The following is a 17,213-nucleotide window of genomic DNA, read 5'->3' as shown; positions in this document are numbered from 1 at the left end:
GGGCCAATACGCTGCCGCAACCGTTGGCAATAACTAAAACATGCGCTTTATTAAAATGGAAAAAAAGATATACCTATATCCGATGAGAGACGAGGCGGCTTTGAAAGCAAAGAGCCCCTATGTAGCACATCTGTCGGGCGCACTCTTAAAGCATTTTAAGATAGTAAACTACGGTAATAACATTAAGGGTGGTATATTAGATGTAACACGCTATTTTTTCAAAGCCAATATATTTTATTTCAACTGGATAGAGAACACCTCGGTACCGCAAATATGTTTCTTCTTTTTGTTTTTCGCCTTCGCCAAAGTGTTTGGTAAAAAAGTTGTCTGGGCACATCATAATGTGCATCCCCATCGTAACAATGGTAAACTAAATAGGTACCTGATAAAGTTTTTGGCAAAACATGCCAACTATGTAGTATTGCATACCACCGAAAGCCTGCCCATACTACAGCTGAAACAAGATGATAAACGTGTAGTTTACTTCTTCCATCCGTTTTTCGCTTCGGCTATTGGCGGCCTGCCCAACCTGCCTAAAGAGTACGACCTGCTTATTTGGGGCAACATACGTAAAAGCAAAGGTGTTGACGGGTTTATGCAATACCTTGCCGATAACGGGCTGCTTAACCGTTATAAAATAAACATCACCGGCAAGTTTGAAAGCGAAGAGTTGTACAAGCGCATGAGTGCAGCGTATGGCTCAGAAACAATTACCATTAACAACAAATTTATATCGGCCGAAGAAATGGATATGCTGCACGCCAAATCGCGTTTCGTATTTTTCCCATACACGGGCAGTAGTGTATTAAATTCGGGTGCTTTGCTTACATCATTGCCCAAAGGGATACCTGTTATTGGCCCAAATGTGGGCGGGTTTAAAGAAATGGGGCAGCTGGGCTTTATTGCTACTTACAATACGCCTGCAGAGGTATTGCAATATGTAGATAAACCGGCCGAAGCCCTGCTGCAAAATTGGGGTACCATGTTCCCACCTTATTTTGAAAAGCACAGCTGGAGCGATTTTGGAGACTATTTAAACAATAAACTGAAATAAGTAAATTGGTTGTAATGGCCATTTTTAACATAACTATTGCGTACTACGATGGAAACAAGAAACGAGATTTTTTTTCAGGGCAATACACAGTATGAAAATACGGGTGATATTTTAATTAATAAATCGCTTGTTATTCTGTTGAGGCAATATGGTACCATTGTGGTAAATAATATTACCATGCCCGAGTGGTATGTACAAAGCCTTTTGCTTAGCCCCGACGAGTGCATCACCAACAAGCAAAAATCGTTTTACTCGTACTTTATGGCCGAAGCCTTCTCGGCATTTTTTAAAAGAAATAAAAAGATCTTTTTAATAGCAGGCCCCCCGGGGCACCTTTTTGGCAACTCGCGCGATAAATCGATCCGCAACCTTACCTCTGCCGTTGCTTTTGTATTATTCAGGCTGCTGGGTGTTAAAATTATTAAAATTGGTTTCTCTATGGGCCCCCTTGGTAAAAGGTTGGCCTTTACCGAGCAATTCAGGTCGCCGTTAATTAAGCATTATTTGGTGAGAGATTCGTTATCGTTAAAACTCGCCAAAGAAATTGGTATTAAACATGCTAACTTCTTCCCCGACCTGGCCTGGACGCTTGAGGTTGCCAAACCGGCTACCCCACCAGTAAAAAATAAAATAGTAGTAAGCTTTCGCGACTCTATTGTACAAGGTGCCTCGAGCGACGAGTACCTAAACAAGCTGAAAGAGAATTTATTTGGCCTGCTTAAAACGCTCGATGAAACTTACAGCATAGAAATTGTTTACCAGGTTACGCGCGACCGCATCTTCTGCAAACGAATATACGACGAGTTGAAGAACGACATTAAGCTAACCTTTAACGAAACACAGGTAACATTAGACAATGCTGCCGAGGCCTACTCATCTGCCGTGGCCATTATTACCAACCGTTTGCATGGGGCCTTGCTCGCCTATAAATACGGTGCATTGCCTCTTGTACTTACCGATGCTAAAGACCACCTTAAAATTAAAGGTATTTATCTTGATGCCGGTGTATCAAACTTGCTGCTGAATGTGCACGACGACCTGGAGCATAACACAAGCGTATTTAAATCGTTATTGGCCAATAAGGATGAGATAATTGCCAAAATGAACAAAACCGAAAGCGAGTACATAGCCCTATCGCACAATATACTGAGCGGCATATTTAAAAAGTAAACCTTAGTAACTATACGCAATTACCTGCAGAGCAATGATGATATCTATAATAATACCCTGTTACAACGCAGAAAACTTTGTGGCCCGGGCTATTAAAAGTGCGCTGGAGCAAACTTACCGGGAAACAGAGATAATACTGGTTGACAATAACTCGCAGGATAATACCAAAGCTGTATTGGAAGGTTTTTGCAACCAATACCCCGACAAAATAACGGTTTTAGAGCAGCCAAAAAAAGGCGGAGGCGCAGCCCGGAATATGGGGCTGCACCACGCAAAAGGCACCTGGATACAATTTTTAGATGCCGACGACGAAATACTGCCCGACAAGCTTGAGCGGCAGGTGAAACTGATTGCTAAAGAAAGCCCCCAGCTAATTGTAGGTAATTTTGATAGGGTTATAAACGCCAAAGGGCTAAAACTGCGTGTGTCAAAAAAACCAAATTCAAAAAATATTTGGCATGGGCTTATTACCGCGCGCCTTGGCATTACCAGCGCCAATTTATGGGAAAAGAAAGCTGTAAGTGCCGTATCGGGCTGGGACGAGCGCTTATCCTCGTCCCAGGAGTACGACCTTATTTTTAGGATGCTGCAGAACAATGCAAAGGTTGCTTTTGATATAGCACGCACGTCGGCATTAATTCATTACGGTGCCGGCTCTATAACCCGCAGTAAAAACACTGAGAAAGTAATTGAAGTAGCTAACAATTACCTCAATCTCAGGCTCCGTATAAAAGAGCATTTAACAGCAATTGATAAATTGGATAAGCGCACCTTAGCTTTACTTAATTTATTCATGTATGCTTACCTAACCGATAGGCGCGCCCAAATACCCGAATATGTGAACGAGAAATTAAAGCAACTGGATATCCGGTTATCCCTCGGCGATAAATTTTCACAATTGCGCAAATACTACATAAAAAGAGCAATTTCGATGGTAAGCAGGTAATTGCCGGCGCCGCAACCAACTCCCTCATTTACGATTTTGTAAAACTAGTACCCCCGATGCGTAAAAAAGCAGATACATATTAACAGGGCTAAAACATTCTGATTAACGGCGCGTTAGTGAAAACAAAGAAACCGTTGACTTATTGAGTTATGTTTTTGCGTAAATATAACAGCTGCAAAATTCATCAAACAAACCGGCCATCGGCTTCGGGCAGCAATCCAGCACAAATCAAATCATGTTAATTGTTATGAATAGTTTATCGAAATTAAAATTCCTTTGCGTAGTACCCACGTTTTTAAGCTTAGGTTTATTAGCCCCCTCTTGCGATAATGCCAATTCAGCACCTTCGCAAACAACCGGCAACACGGTTGCTAAAACAGCCATAGCTCCGCGTGATACAGGTTTGGTGCAAACTGCCGCCGATACCGATGCACAAAAAACCGGTACCGCTACGCAAAGCCCCAATTACCCTGCCGCAGATATGGCCGATACAACCGTACAGTTAAAAAGGGCCTACAGAAACTACTTCCCTATTGGTACGGCAGTAGATTCTAAAATGGTAACAGACCCTCGTACTGCAAGTTTTATAGCCAAACAATACTCGAGCGTTACCCCTGTAAACGATATGAAACCCGTAAATATACACCCAAGCGAAAATGTGTATAAATGGGCACCGGCCGATAAAATTGTAAATTTTGCGGTGCAAAACGGATTGAAAGTGAGAGGCCATTGCCTTGTTTGGTTTTACAGGATGCCGCATTGGTTTTTTTGGGATAACGGGCAACTGGCATCCAAAGAGTTGCTCTACTCTCGGCTGGATAGCCATATTAATACAGTTATGAGCCGCTATAAAGGAAAAGTTTATGCTTACGATGTTTTGAATGAAACCGTGGCAAAAACTACCGAAACCACGCAATACAGCAGGATAGATACGTTGTATAAAATTGCCGGTGAAGACTATATTGAACATGTTTTCCGCACAGCGAGGAAAGCAGACCCATCTGCAAAACTATTTTACAATGATACCTTTTACGATGAAGCAAAAAGAGATAAAATATATGCCTTTTTGAAGGAGATGAAAGCAAAAGGGGTGCCAATTGACGGCGTGGGTATCCAGTGCCATATTGGTATAGATGGTATGTCGGAAGAGTTGCTTAGCAATAGTATTGATATGTTTGCAAAACTGGGTTTGGAAGTGCAGATTACCGAACTGGACGTATCTATTTTTAACCGCGAGGCGAAAGCCAAAACCGTGGCCAATGATAGCGACGATTATACTATAGATAAAGAGGGCAAGCAATCTGATATTTTTAATATGGTGTTTAAAGTTTGCAGGCAGAGAAAAGGTGTGGTGACTGGTATTACTACCTGGGCCCCTGCCGACATTAATAATTACCTAACTAAACGGTTGGGGAAGCGCAACTACCCAAATTTGTTTGATAATAATTTAAAACCTAAGCCCATGTTAAGAAAGATAACCGATTTTAAAGCGGGCCAGTAAAGCGGCTATCCGCTTAATACAAAACAAAAAAGGCAGCGGCGGTTAACTATTTTAACCGCCGCTGCCTTTTTCAGTTTAAGAATATTTAGCTAACTCTAAATAAACTCGCGGAGAGACTTTATAAGTGAATCTGAGGCCACGCTGCCAATTTGGTGCATAGGCTTTAATTTATCGGGCCACATTTCTATAATCTTGTTTTTGAGTTCGTCGCCACTGTAGGCAACTTCTACATAACCAAGTTCGTCAAACTTTTTTGCTGTTGCAAGCTGATGCTCGTTGCGGTGCTCATCATACAACATAAGGCGGGGCATAACAATAATAGGTTTATTTTGCACCAGGGCCGATATAATGGTGCCCATGCCTGCATGGCTTACAATTAAATCTGCAGCATTAAAATAAGCATCAAAATCAGTTGAAGGCACAAAATTAAGGGCCTTCATGTTTTCTATTTTGTAATCGGTTTCAAAAGTTTGTGCAATTACTTCGGTGCCTTTTAACACGGTAGCGGCCAACTCGTCCATTACCTTTATTAACCTATCAAATGGCTCCTGGGTACCGATTGTTACAAAAATCATTTCTTATAAAATATTTCCGCTATATATAACTTGCTCAGTTTGCAAATGCTCCCACTGTGTGTACACTCTATCAGCAATTTTAAGCGCCATTTTGCCGCTCATGGATAGCCTGTCTACATTGGCAATACTATCTATCCAAATAGTTTTAGCACCAATAAGTTTACCCGCAAAAATAGCTATAAGGCCCGGCGCTGCACCGGTAGTAATAATTACTCTTGGCCAAATTTTAAATACCAACCAGCTAACAGATAATGTGGACTTCATGAGGGCCACTTTATCCCGGCGATTAGAATCGGGCACATGGTAAAATTTATATTCTTTTACAGTGTCTTGCAAACTCGGATTAGTAGACATAAAAGTAACATCATGCTCCTTAAATAATGGCATGAGCCTTAAAAGTTGAATCCAGTGCCCCCCGATCGACGCTACAGCTAAAACTTTCATATTTTATATCCTTGCGTTAAGAGCCAATAAATTTGCGATCGAACTACTTTTTCCATCTATGATCTTGTAACAAATATAGCACTATTAGTGCTAAAGGGCAAACCAACAAGTTTACTTTTAACGACAATAAGCGCTTAAATGCGAAAAAAAGCGCAATAATACCGCTATAATAACTCAACTTCAATAAACTAATAATTAACAGGTCGCCGATGAGTATTTTGCACTACTGTACATCTGTTGATCGCTTGCTTAACCGGGCAAAAAAGTGGACCGGATCCCAAAAGCATCAAACGAAAGGGCCTGTTGCTACGTAATCCCCAATGTTAATTAATACAACATTGGAGTTACCGAAGATATACTTTTAAATGGTTTGAAACAGTAAAAAATTTCAATTTTATCTCCAATAAACTCTGTGTTAAAAATATTTTTTTAAAATTATTAAAACGCTATTAGAGATTAATAAAATTTAATATCTAAAATGAGAAGCAAGATAGTGGCCTAATTATTTTGTATGAGTTAACGGCCTGGCTTAAAAGTTTAAAGAGTAATACAATAATTGCCGATATTTTAAGAATTTTGTATATTTTCGTGTGATAAATTATTAACATGAGGTTGCGTAAGGCTTCAGCTTAAACTTCTATTAAAAAGTGCGCAAATAAATTTAATATTACAAACAATGCAACTACGCTTTTCTGCTTATATTACCACAATTTTAGTTAAAGATACTCCGGCTTAAAATATCAAAGCTGCGTGTTTTGCGGGCCTGTTTCGCATAACCAAAATCATTACCTAAACATTCAGTAAATACTTATAATATTAATATGGTTCATCGCTACGCTACATTCATTAAAACTATTAATCTCACGTTTGATTACATAGTTTTAAACATGAGCATGGTAATAGCATACTATATTGTTGATAAGGTTCATATACTTTGGGCCACCAACAAAGATTACCTTCCAATTGTACTTGTATTTAACTTAACCTGGCTGCTCTCGGCCAATTTAACCCGCCTTTACGATAAAGCACTTAACCGCGATGCTGTAAATACTTACCGCAGCGTTATAAAAACCTACCTTATTTTTGTTGCTTTAATATGTATTATAGTAACAGTAATAGGCATAAAGGCATATTACATAACGCGTGGATACCTTATTTATTCGTGTGCGCTGTTTGCGGTAACCTTATGGATATGGAAGCTTATATTCCTGAGTATACGCAAAAGCAACCGTGCATCGCTTTATGATGCGCGCAAGGTAATTATTGTAGGCAGCGGCCGTATAAGTAACGATTTGCACTCTTTTTTTAGAGGCAACCCCGATAGAGGCTACAAACTGGTAGGCTTTTTTGACGACGACCCCGATGCCGTTAGCGATAAGGTAAAATACCTTGGCCCGGTTGATGATTGTATAGACTATGTGCTGAGCAACAAAATAGATGAGATATTTTGTACGCTTCCGGTATCTGAAAGCCGAAAGATAGAGGGGCTGCTATCAGGTGCCGAAAAAAACCTTATCCGCTTCCGTATTGTGCCCGAATATTACGATTACGGTATAAAACCTGTGCTTATACAAAGCTTTGGGCATATCCCGGTAATATCGGTACGTGCCGAACCTTTAGAGAGCATGCTGAACCGCTTTTTAAAGCGCTTATTCGATATTAGCTTCTCGCTATTCATCATTATATTCTTCTTTAGCTGGCTATACCCTATTTTGGCTATACTGATAAAGCTGGAATCGAAAGGGCCGGTGTTGTTCAAGCAGCTGCGTTCGGGCAGGGATAATAACCCGTTTTGGTGTTACAAATTCCGCAGCATGCGGGTTAACAAGGATAGCGATAAGGTGCAGGCTACGCGTAATGATAAGCGTATAACCAAACTGGGGGCATTTATGCGCCGCACCAGTATTGATGAGCTGCCGCAGTTTTTTAACGTATTAATGGGCAATATGAGCATTGTTGGCCCGCGCCCGCACATGCTTAGCCACACTATACAATACTCGCAGTTGATAGACAGGTTTATGGTAAGGCACTTTCTGAAGCCCGGTATTACCGGTTGGGCACAGGTAAAAGGCCTGAGGGGCGAAACCCGCACCACCGAGGCCATGATGCAACGTGTTGAGGCGGATGTTTGGTACCTTGAGAACTGGTCGTTCCTGCTCGACCTGAAGATCATATTCCTGACGGTTTGGAACAGCCTGCGTGGCGAAGAGAACGCCTTTTAATCGCAGCGCTTACAACTTATCCCAACCCGACGTATTATAGCGCCCATGCCAGCGCGCTATAATAGCAGCAGCAGCTATGCCGGGCGCTTTGTATTTAGCGGCTGTAATGGTATTAATAGCTGCTACAAGCTGCCCTCCCATTTTTTCGTAACTCATGGTATCAATAATGCGGAGGGATTGTTGCCCCATAGCTGCTTTTTCGCCGGGGCTTAACGCAATATATTGCAATAGCTTTGCTGCTATATCGGCATTATCAAAAGCGTTAAACTTGTAGCCATTTTCGGCATCGCGCAGCAAATCGTTAGCGGCGTTTACGGTAGCGCTAAGCAATACGGGTAGCCCGGCTGCCATAGCCTCGTTTACCACCAGCCCCCAGGTTTCAGAAAAGCTCGGCAAAACAAATGCATCAGCTCTCGCAAAGCAAACGGGCAATTGTTTGTTATCAACCGCATCTACAAATTCTACGTGCTGCAGTTTAAGGCCGGCCGCCTGCTGCGTAAGCGCATCCCCTTCGGGACCGTTGCCTACTATTATAAGCTTGTAACCGGTGTTCTGCTGCTCTACAACCTGCCAAGCTTTAAGCAGGCCATCAAGGTTTTTAATGGGCACTAACCTCGCCACGCAAATTATTGCTTTAGTATTGGCTGGCCTGTTATCTACGCTAAAAAAACTATTGTTTATGCAAGCAAGCCCGTAAAAAAAGTGCAGCCCTTGCTGCTTAAACTTAAGGTAATCGGTATCGTAGCTTTTTGCAGGCAGCCAAAAGCCATCGGCATTGCTTGTTATCAAATCTTTCACCCATTGCACAATAAAGTTGCGCTTTACCTGCGTAGGGCGGGCATCATCAAACATTATAAACCTTTTCCGCCTTTTTTTTGCCCATGCAATAGCCAACGCCCCTGCAAAAAACACAATAGAAGGCCCTATAACCACATCGGGGTTTATTTTATCAAGCGCGGCAAATACACCCGCTTTAATCTGTTCCTTAGGCACATCGGCGGCGCTTTTATCCGGAAACAAACATTGCCACCAATCCTCAGTACTGGTTACCGAATCGAACCCGTAGGGCGATCCTTTTCCGAAAAGTTCCACGGCGTTCAAAGACATTCCTTGTTGCGGCAGGTATTCTCGCAGGTATACCAGGCGGCCTTTCCAATAAACCCTAAAATCGTTATTGATGATAACTACTTTCAATTGGCTGTTTTTTTAAACTTATCCCAAATTACCGGGAAAAGCGTTTTCATCCACAATTTAACTTTGGCCCCAATGTAATCGGCCGGGAAAAACTTTTTGATGTAAAAAAGATATTCGTGGTAGGCAAGCCCTTTGGGGCTGTATAAGTACTTAATGCGCTGCTTAAGCGTGTGCTTACCCGATAGCCAGCTCACGCCGTGGTCGTCTTCGCAATAGCCGTAATAGCCGGGTGCTACCAAAACTGCCAGCCCAGCCTTAAATGCGGTTAGTGTGTAATCAAAATCGGCAAGGTAATGGGTGTAGGCATCAGTAAATACGCCAATTTTTGCCACGGCTGCATCATCAACCAATAATATATTAGCATTGCCCAAATGGAAAGGCAGGCTATCAACCTCATGGGGCACCACAGCGTGGTAAGCCGCGCGGTTAACATCAAACAGCGTATGCCCCCCGTACGACATTTTATTTGTACCCGGGCTTAGGGTTGACCCTACCATTACAACGCCCTTGGATGCAACCAGCCCGTACGCCGCAATGAGCCGGCTTAAGGCTCCATCGAGCCAAACCACATCATCGTTACAAAGCAAAAACAAATTGTAGTTTTTTTGAGTGAGCACATGCTGCCATAAAAACCGCATGCCGCCTGCCCAAAACAGGCTGCCTGTACCCTGCACAATTTTAACAGCCGGGTAAGCTTCGGCCACTGCCTGTGCGGTACCATCGGTAGAGCCGTCATCAAGCAGGTAAATATCGGGAGCAAGTGCAGCAAAGCCATCCTGGCCGGTTAAGCTGGCCAAAAAATCGAGTGTTTTTTGCCTGCGGTTAAAGCAGGTAATTAACACCGCGCAAGTACTATCGCGCCCTTGCTCTGCCATATACGGGTTCGTTGTCCTGAGGCTCTTCCCTGCCATATTTATCAATGGCGGTCTGCTTGTCTTTCAGGAATAAAAACATCATTACAATAGGCAAAAACAAAATAGGCTCGCCAAAGCTCAGCACCAGTATGATCATGAGGCAGTAAGCCACGTTTTCCCAGCGTATTACGTATTTGGCGCATACTGCTGCGTACTTGTAAAGCAGCACCAGCAAACCTATAATGCCAAATTTGGCAATAAAATCAAACACACCGTTTGATATGTTCACCGTGTAAGCCTTGTTAAGCACATCGTTATATTTATTGCTTACGCCTAAGATGAGTTTCTCCTGAAAGGTATCAATAATGTGCCACATGCTCGAGAAACGGTTAAGCGGTATCTCCATACGGTTGTGGTGGTAATACTTCTCTAACACCTTTAAGTGTTTAAGGTCGCGCATGTCTTCATTATAGGTTTCAATAATTTTATCGCCCAAAAACGGAATAAATATGAAGGCCAATATACTTGCCGGCACTAATATGAGCACATAGATGTTGATTTTGGGCACCCTGTACCTGTACGATAAGAATATCAACACCAGCAAGCCAAGGTAGTTGGTAGTTGAAAACGTGGTGATGTTTGCCAGGATAAGCAGTATGGTAATATTATCGTACCTAAACTTATTTAGGAAGAAATGGAACATAAGCGTGAGCACCAAAAAGCAACCAAAGGCGCCCGGCTCCCATACAAAGCCCGAGTTGCTAAAATCGTGAAAGCCCTGGGTGTAGGTAAAAAATAGTGCGTTGGTATACCCCGGTATAGTGTTACCTGTTGGGAAATTCAACGTCAGGAAAATTTTATACATAAACGTTGGTGCCAATAACTGAAGGGCGAAAAACACCAGCGATATAATAGTTAAGTGCACCATTACCTTCACAAAGGTGGCCAGCAGTTTATCGCGCAGCACCACACAAATTAAAAAGGCTATAAATATGTATTTAAATAAAAAAACGTAATCGCTGTAGAGGTAATCGGTTGTCAGATCGTTTACCAGGAAAAAGCGGCCGCTTACATATAATACATATAAACCGGCAAAAACGCCAATAGCATTCAATTCGCGGCGGCCTATTTGTTTGCGCTGCATGGCAACACCAAACAGCCCTAATATAATGACCGCCCAGGCAACTGTAGTTGACGATATGATATTAGCATTAGCCGATACCAGTAAAAACGCCAGCATTATAAAGTAGTTAAGATCGAATGTTTTATTTTTTTTAGGAGCCATGTAAATGTGCTTTTAAAAAGGATATTTAAAGGTTAGGCCAAAAGGCAATTACGTTGCGTTTTGGGTAGTATTAATAAACTGTTTTATATCGTTAAAGGCGGGGCTGTTGCGCCTTAGCTTTTCCATGCCCCAATTCCACCATTTTATTTGCAGCAAATAATCTATCTCGGCCGGCTCGAAACGGTACCTGAGTACTTTTGCAGGTACGCCCGCAACAATGGCGTAAGGTGGCACATCTTTGGTAACTACCGCGCCGGCGGCAACAATGGCACCATCGCCTATGGTTACACCGTCGGTAATTATTACGTTATTGCCTATCCAAACATCGTTACCTATTATGGCAATCAGTTTTTTTTCGGCATCGGCATAAACAAATTCTTCAAACCGGTTTTGGTTAACAAAGCTGAACCCTGCTTGCTTTTCTACCGAAAAAAAAGCGGGATGAGTTGATACAAATATTTTTGATGGATGCGTGCCCATACCGGTTTGTATGTTGCTGCCTATAGAACAAAACCTGCCAATGAACGTATCTTTTATTACCGATGCAGCCGAAACGTAGGTACCAAGCCCTATATGCGACGAACCTATGATAGCCTTATTGCCTATAACATTAAACCCTTCAAAAGAGTTATGCATGTTAAACTCAATGCCGCTGCCAATTTTTACGTTTTTGTTGAAGTTAACCAACCTGTAATAATTCCGCTTTAGCCAGTTCTTCATTTCGTACGGTAAACATAATTATTTTAATACACTAAAGGCAGCAAAACATACCAAGTAGCCCACTTTTTTTAAAAACAAGGGCAAGCCACCTGCATATAGTTTATTACTTAATAAAACATAAGGCTGCCGCAACCTGCTTTTAAAGCCAATACTCTGTTTTGTGGAAGGCCCGCCATTTTGCCCATTCCTGTGCGGTGCGATGCCCGCTACCAAAAACAACGCATAATATGCATAAATCTCAATAAAATGATATAAAATTTGAGTATACTTGCACCATAAGTTTAGTTTTATTATAATGTTAATAAAATATCAACTTAAATATTTCGCTTTATCACCACCCTTATGAAAAAGATCCTGATTACCGGCGGAGCGGGTTTTATTGGCTCGTGCGTTGTGCGCCGCTTTGTAAATAACCACCCCGATTACCTGATAGTTAATTTAGATGCATTAACCTACGCCGGCAACCTGCAAAATTTGAAGGATGTTGAAAACGCCCCTAATTATCAGTTTGAAAAGGCTGATATCAGGAACCGCGATGAAGTAAACGCCATTTTTGATAAATACGGCATTACCGACGTGATACATTTGGCGGCCGAATCGCACGTGGACCGTTCTATAACCAACCCTTTGGATTTTGTGCTTACCAACGTTATTGGCACAGTAACGCTATTAGAAGCTGCTAAAGAAAAATGGAAAGGCCACTATGCCGACCATTTATTCTATCACGTATCTACCGATGAGGTTTACGGAGCATTGGGTGCAGAAGGCCTGTTTACCGAAGAAACCCGGTACGATCCGCATTCGCCCTACAGTGCCAGCAAGGCCTCGTCGGACCATTTTGTGCGGGCTTATCACGATACCTACGGCATTAAAACCGTAATATCAAACTGCTCTAACAACTACGGTCCCTACCATTTCCCTGAGAAGCTTATCCCGCTGATGATAAACAACATCATCAATAACAAACCCCTGCCCGTTTACGGAGATGGCAACTACACCCGCGATTGGCTTTACGTAAAAGACCACGCCATAGCTATCGACCTGGTTTTCCATGAAGGCAAAACAGGCGATACCTATAATATTGGCGGCTTTAACGAGTGGAAGAATATTGACCTGGTGCAGCTGCTTTGCAAACAAATGGACGAAAAACTGGGCCGCGAACCGGGCACCAGCAACCAGCTGATCACCTATGTGAAAGACCGCCCCGGCCACGACAGGCGCTACGCTATTGATGCCGGTAAAATTAACCGCGAACTGGGCTGGGCGCCTTCGGTAACGTTTGAGCAGGGCCTATCAGAAACCATTGATTGGTTTTTGGCCAACGAAGCCTGGCTTAACGATGTTACCAGCGGCAACTACGCCACTTATTACGATACACAATACGCAAGCATCTAACCAAAAGTAAACCAACATACATGACTATTACTCCCACCCCGCTGCAGGGCTGTATTATTATAACCCCACGCGTGTTTAACGACGACCGCGGGTACTTCTTCGAATCGTTCAGCGCCAAAAACTTTAACAATGCCGTTGGGTACGAGGTGAATTTTGTGCAGGATAATCAATCTTTTTCTACCAAAGGCGTATGCCGCGGGTTGCATTTTCAAAAGGGCGAGCACGCGCAATCTAAATTGGTAAGGGTTACCGAGGGCGAGGTTTTAGATGTAGCAGTAGATGTAAGGAAGGGTTCGCCAACATTTGGCCAACATGTTACCGTAAGGTTGTCGGCACAAAATCATCAGCAATTTTTTATACCGAAGGGCTTTGCGCATGGCTTTGTAGTATTAAGCGATACCGCCGTTTTTCAATACAAATGCGATAATTATTACAACAAAGCATCAGAAGGCGGGCTGCTGTATTCAGACCCGGCATTGAACATTGACTGGGGGCTACCCGCTGCCGAACTGCTGGTATCAGAGAAAGACCTGGAGCTGCCGCTATTGAAAGACGCCGGCGATATGGGTTTCACGCTGTAAACGTTTCTATAAAAACAACTATTAAGCAACATTAAAATACTATGAAAGGAATTATCCTTGCCGGCGGCTCGGGCACGCGTTTGTACCCCATTACTAAGGCTATAAGCAAACAGCTGATGCCGATATACGATAAGCCGATGATATACTATCCCTTATCGGTATTAATGCTCGCCGGGATAAAGGAAATTTTAATTATTACCACGCCCGACGATCAGGCCGGGTTTATAAGGCTATTGGGCGATGGCAGCGAATTGGGCTGCCGCTTTGAGTTTGCCGTACAGGAAGTACCCAATGGCCTTGCGCAGGCATTTGTAATAGGTGCCGATTTTATTGGTAACGATAAAGTAGCCCTGATACTTGGCGACAATATATTTTACGGATCGGGCTTTAGCAAACTTATACAAAGCTTCAACAATGTAAACGGCGCCGCCATTTTTGCCTACCCCGTTGCCGATCCTGAACGTTATGGTGTAGTTGAATTTGATAAGGAGTTGAAAGCGGTATCGATAGAAGAGAAACCGGCTAAACCCAAATCTAACTACGCCGTACCGGGCCTTTACTTTTACGATAACCAGGTGGTAGAAATTGCCAAAAACATTGCCCCATCTCCACGAGGCGAATACGAGATTACCGACGTGAACAGGGTGTACCTCGAAAAAAACGAACTGCATGTAGGCGTAATGGACCGCGGCACTGCCTGGCTTGATACCGGAACCTTTGATTCGCTTAGCAATGCTACCGAGTTTGTAAGGGTGATAGAAAAAAGGCAAGCCACCAAAATTGGCTGTATAGAAGAAGTAGCCTATCGCATGGGTTTTATTAATTACGATGATTTGCAAAAGCTGGCCACAAAGTATATCAAAAGCGGTTACGGCAAATACCTGCAGGAACTGGAGGCGTAGGGGCAGCAAACAATGCACCAAGCACGCGAAAGGCTATATATCAATAACTTACCAAAATTTAAATTATTGGTTATTAGGCTCTTCAAAAAAGTATTATCACCTACAAACAAATTAACGGTAAGTATTTATAAACCACTAAAAACGTTATTTTTGAGACGTTGGATAATACCAACGCTTAGCTATTAAGTATTGTATGAAACCCAAAAAAAGGCTCTCTAAAGTAGATAGATATATTCTGATTCTTAATATCATAGTAGCAGTGGCTACACTTTTGTATTATTTATTATCAGATGGCTACCCGAAAGACAATTTTAGAATTTCATTAGCGGGGCGCGATTTGTCCCTTTTGCTTATTATTAACGGCTTGTTCGTTTTATACTTTTTATTTCGAAAGAGGCTTCAGTTTCTCATTTCATTAGCGTGTATAGGTATTTACTCCGCCATATTGATATCTAACTTTGGTTTTCACAGATACCTGTTTACAGGAAAGCATAAAAAAGCATCAGAACAAGTATTTACAATAGATGATCAAACAGATCATATCGGGAATATCCAGGTGCCGGACCACCCGAGGCTTTTGCTTTTAGCCGGTGAAGAGAAAAAACTAGAAAACAATATAAGGGAAGATAAAGGCCTGAGCAGAGTTAATCAGCTGATATTTGCCGGATGCAGGGCTATATTGAATAAACCGCTTATTTCTACCAAAAACGCGTCTAATAATAAATTTGACCCGAAAAGGGAGGGAATTCGCAGAATGTTTTTCTTGTCGTACGCGTGGCGAATGACAAAAGAAAAAAAATACCTTGATAGAGCTATCGAAGAAATGCTGAACGTTTCGGCATTCGAAGATTGGAACCCAAAAGTATATTTGGATGTAGCGGAAATGACCACTGCCGTTTCCATTGCTTATGACTGGTTATATAATGACATACCGGATACTTACCGAATGATCATAAAAAAAGCAATATTAAAAAAGGGAATTGAGCCTTCGCTTAACCCCCTATATAACTCATGGCTTACAAAGAATACCAACTGGAACCAGGTTTGTAACTCGGCCATGATATATGGCGCTTTGGCTATTTATGAGGATGACCCGGAGTTTGCAAAAAAAATAATTAATAGGTCGCTTTCATCTCTCCCGCTTGCAATGGCCGTCTATAAGCCCGAGGGCGCTTACCCGGAAGGTTTTGGGTATTACTGTTTCGGCACAACTTTTAACGTTTTAGCTATTACCGCCTTACAAAGTGCATTCAAAACAGATTTTGGGCTTAGCAAATCAAGCGGATTTTTAGAATCTGCTAAATACGCTCAAAATGCAGTGGGCACTTCAGATATTGCTTTTAATTATTCCGACGCAAATGATGTTGAGGACGTCAGTTCCACCGGTTTGCTTTATTGGTTTTCTAATCAAACAGCAGACAAGTCGTTACTATGGGTAGAACGTAATAAAATTATGACCTACCCCGACAAAACTTTTATTAGTTATAGATTTTTACCTACATGGTTAATATGGGGCAGTAACGTACGTTTGGACAATGTAACCGAACCCAAGATAAACGCCTGGAAAGGAAACGGGGAAAATTCGGTAGCTATGATGCGCTCATCATGGACAAACCCTAATGCTATTTACGTGGGGCTTAAAGCCGGTAGCGGACAAAACTCCCACAGCCACCTTGATGCCGGATCATTTGTGATGGATGCAGATGGCCAACGTTGGGCAATTGATTTTGGAAAAGAGAATTATGGCGTCCTTTCTGCTAAGGGAATAGACCTGGCCGATTATTCGCAGGAGTCTAACCGATGGAGCGTTTTCAGAAATAATAATTTTTCGCATAATACACTAACAATTGATTCGGCGCTTCAAAACGCTACTGGCAATGCCACTATAGCTAACCTTACAACCAATAAGGATTTTTTAAGCGCTACGACTGATTTGTCGGAAATATATAGCGGGCATGTGGCTTCTGCAAAAAGGGGCATTGCAATAGTTGATCAAAACCACGTTGTTGTAAGAGATGAAATTAAATCACTTAATAAAGCAACTACCATTAGGTGGAATATGGTTACCGCGGCATCAGTCAAAATTTTAAGTAAAAACAAGGCAGAACTAACACTTAACGGTAAAACACTTTATTTAGAAGTAGCCGAATCGGCCAACATAACTTTAAAAACCTGGCCTACCTATTCGCATAACACCTATGAAATGCGAAACCCGGGAACAATATTTATTGGGTTTGACATAAGTTTGCCGGCTAACAGTAAAATAGATTTATCGGTAACTCTAACACCTGGCAGTACAGCCAATAAAGTTTTCCAGCCTGTAAAACCATTAAGCGAATGGGGCAAATAGGGCTAAAAGCTCTATAAGTT

15 protein-coding genes are annotated in these 17,213 nt (G+C 42.2%); 9 read left to right on the top strand and 6 right to left on the bottom strand.

Annotated features, from left to right (window positions below; all coding sequences use genetic code 11):
• Positions 1 to 55 precede the first annotated feature (55 nt).
• The 4 genes from BC343_RS27210 to BC343_RS27195 all read left to right on the top strand — a co-directional run bounded on the left by BC343_RS27210 (position 56) and on the right by BC343_RS27195 (position 4,671).
• The gene (locus tag BC343_RS27210) at positions 56 to 1,054 is read left to right on the top strand and encodes a glycosyltransferase (RefSeq protein ID WP_078350963.1); all 999 of its coding nucleotides are present in this window, start codon (positions 56 to 58) and stop codon (positions 1,052 to 1,054) included.
• Positions 1,055 to 1,102: 48 nt separating this feature from the next.
• On the top strand, positions 1,103 to 2,224 hold the full coding sequence (locus BC343_RS27205) for a polysaccharide pyruvyl transferase family protein (RefSeq protein ID WP_078350962.1): 1,122 nt from the start codon (positions 1,103 to 1,105) through the stop codon (positions 2,222 to 2,224).
• Between the two features lie 34 nt (positions 2,225 to 2,258).
• Entirely contained in the window at positions 2,259 to 3,170 is a 912-nt protein-coding gene (locus tag BC343_RS27200; protein WP_078350961.1) for a glycosyltransferase family 2 protein, read from the top strand.
• 247 nt (positions 3,171 to 3,417) lie between these two features.
• A complete protein-coding gene (locus BC343_RS27195; RefSeq protein ID WP_162276955.1) occupies positions 3,418 to 4,671 on the top strand; it encodes an endo-1,4-beta-xylanase in 1,254 nt (417 codons plus the stop codon).
• A gap of 95 nt (positions 4,672 to 4,766) precedes the next feature.
• On the opposite strand, the gene BC343_RS27190 is transcribed toward BC343_RS27195, so the two are convergent.
• Complete coding sequence (locus BC343_RS27190; RefSeq protein WP_078350959.1) at positions 4,767 to 5,246, bottom strand: glycosyltransferase; 480 nt, start codon at positions 5,244 to 5,246, stop codon at positions 4,767 to 4,769.
• 3 nt (positions 5,247 to 5,249) lie between these two features.
• Positions 5,250 to 5,690 carry a glycosyltransferase family protein gene (locus BC343_RS27185; protein ID WP_078350958.1) on the bottom strand — a complete coding sequence of 147 codons (441 nt, stop codon included), beginning with the start codon at positions 5,688 to 5,690 and terminating at the stop codon, positions 5,250 to 5,252.
• A gap of 821 nt (positions 5,691 to 6,511) precedes the next feature.
• Here BC343_RS27185 and BC343_RS27180 point away from each other — a divergent pair.
• Positions 6,512 to 7,912: an undecaprenyl-phosphate glucose phosphotransferase gene (locus BC343_RS27180; protein WP_078350957.1), complete on the top strand. Its 1,401-nt coding sequence runs from the start codon at positions 6,512 to 6,514 to the stop codon at positions 7,910 to 7,912.
• A gap of 9 nt (positions 7,913 to 7,921) precedes the next feature.
• Here the strand turns inward: BC343_RS27180 and BC343_RS27175 are convergent, their stop codons facing one another.
• Genes BC343_RS27175 through BC343_RS31890 form a run of 4 tightly spaced genes read right to left on the bottom strand, consistent with a single transcriptional unit; the run spans position 7,922 to position 11,965 of the window.
• Entirely contained in the window at positions 7,922 to 9,106 is a 1,185-nt protein-coding gene (locus tag BC343_RS27175) for a glycosyltransferase family 4 protein (RefSeq protein WP_078350956.1), read from the bottom strand.
• On the bottom strand, positions 9,103 to 9,981 hold the full coding sequence (locus BC343_RS27170) for a glycosyltransferase family 2 protein (RefSeq protein WP_162276954.1): 879 nt from the start codon (positions 9,979 to 9,981) through the stop codon (positions 9,103 to 9,105). Before BC343_RS27170 ends, BC343_RS27175 begins: the two co-directional genes overlap by 4 nt.
• Positions 9,959 to 11,245 (bottom strand): O-antigen ligase family protein, encoded by a 1,287-nt coding sequence (locus BC343_RS27165; protein WP_078350954.1) that lies wholly within the window; start codon positions 11,243 to 11,245, stop codon positions 9,959 to 9,961. The genes BC343_RS27170 and BC343_RS27165 overlap by 23 nt, the downstream gene beginning before the upstream one ends.
• A 48-nt stretch (positions 11,246 to 11,293) precedes the next feature.
• Positions 11,294 to 11,965 carry a CatB-related O-acetyltransferase gene (locus BC343_RS31890; protein ID WP_156088779.1) on the bottom strand — a complete coding sequence of 224 codons (672 nt, stop codon included), beginning with the start codon at positions 11,963 to 11,965 and terminating at the stop codon, positions 11,294 to 11,296.
• A gap of 342 nt (positions 11,966 to 12,307) precedes the next feature.
• Between BC343_RS31890 and rfbB the strand changes: the two genes are divergently transcribed.
• The 4 genes from rfbB to BC343_RS27135 all read left to right on the top strand — a co-directional run bounded on the left by rfbB (position 12,308) and on the right by BC343_RS27135 (position 17,193).
• Positions 12,308 to 13,360 (top strand): dTDP-glucose 4,6-dehydratase, encoded by a 1,053-nt coding sequence (rfbB, locus tag BC343_RS27150; protein WP_078350952.1) that lies wholly within the window; start codon positions 12,308 to 12,310, stop codon positions 13,358 to 13,360.
• A 20-nt stretch (positions 13,361 to 13,380) separates the two neighbouring features.
• Positions 13,381 to 13,941 carry a dTDP-4-dehydrorhamnose 3,5-epimerase gene (gene rfbC / locus BC343_RS27145; RefSeq protein ID WP_078350951.1) on the top strand — a complete coding sequence of 187 codons (561 nt, stop codon included), beginning with the start codon at positions 13,381 to 13,383 and terminating at the stop codon, positions 13,939 to 13,941.
• A gap of 41 nt (positions 13,942 to 13,982) precedes the next feature.
• Complete coding sequence (rfbA, locus tag BC343_RS27140) at positions 13,983 to 14,843, top strand: glucose-1-phosphate thymidylyltransferase RfbA (RefSeq protein ID WP_078350950.1); 861 nt, start codon at positions 13,983 to 13,985, stop codon at positions 14,841 to 14,843.
• Between the two features lie 193 nt (positions 14,844 to 15,036).
• Positions 15,037 to 17,193, top strand: coding sequence for a heparinase II/III domain-containing protein (locus tag BC343_RS27135; protein WP_078350949.1), 2,157 nt, complete (start codon positions 15,037 to 15,039; stop codon positions 17,191 to 17,193).
• Positions 17,194 to 17,213: the final 20 nt, after the last annotated feature.

The sequence above is a fragment of the Mucilaginibacter pedocola genome (assembly GCF_002013915.1).
GTDB classification, from domain to species: Bacteria; Bacteroidota; Bacteroidia; order Sphingobacteriales; family Sphingobacteriaceae; genus Mucilaginibacter; species Mucilaginibacter pedocola.
This window is presented reverse-complemented; position numbering and strand designations above follow the sequence as displayed.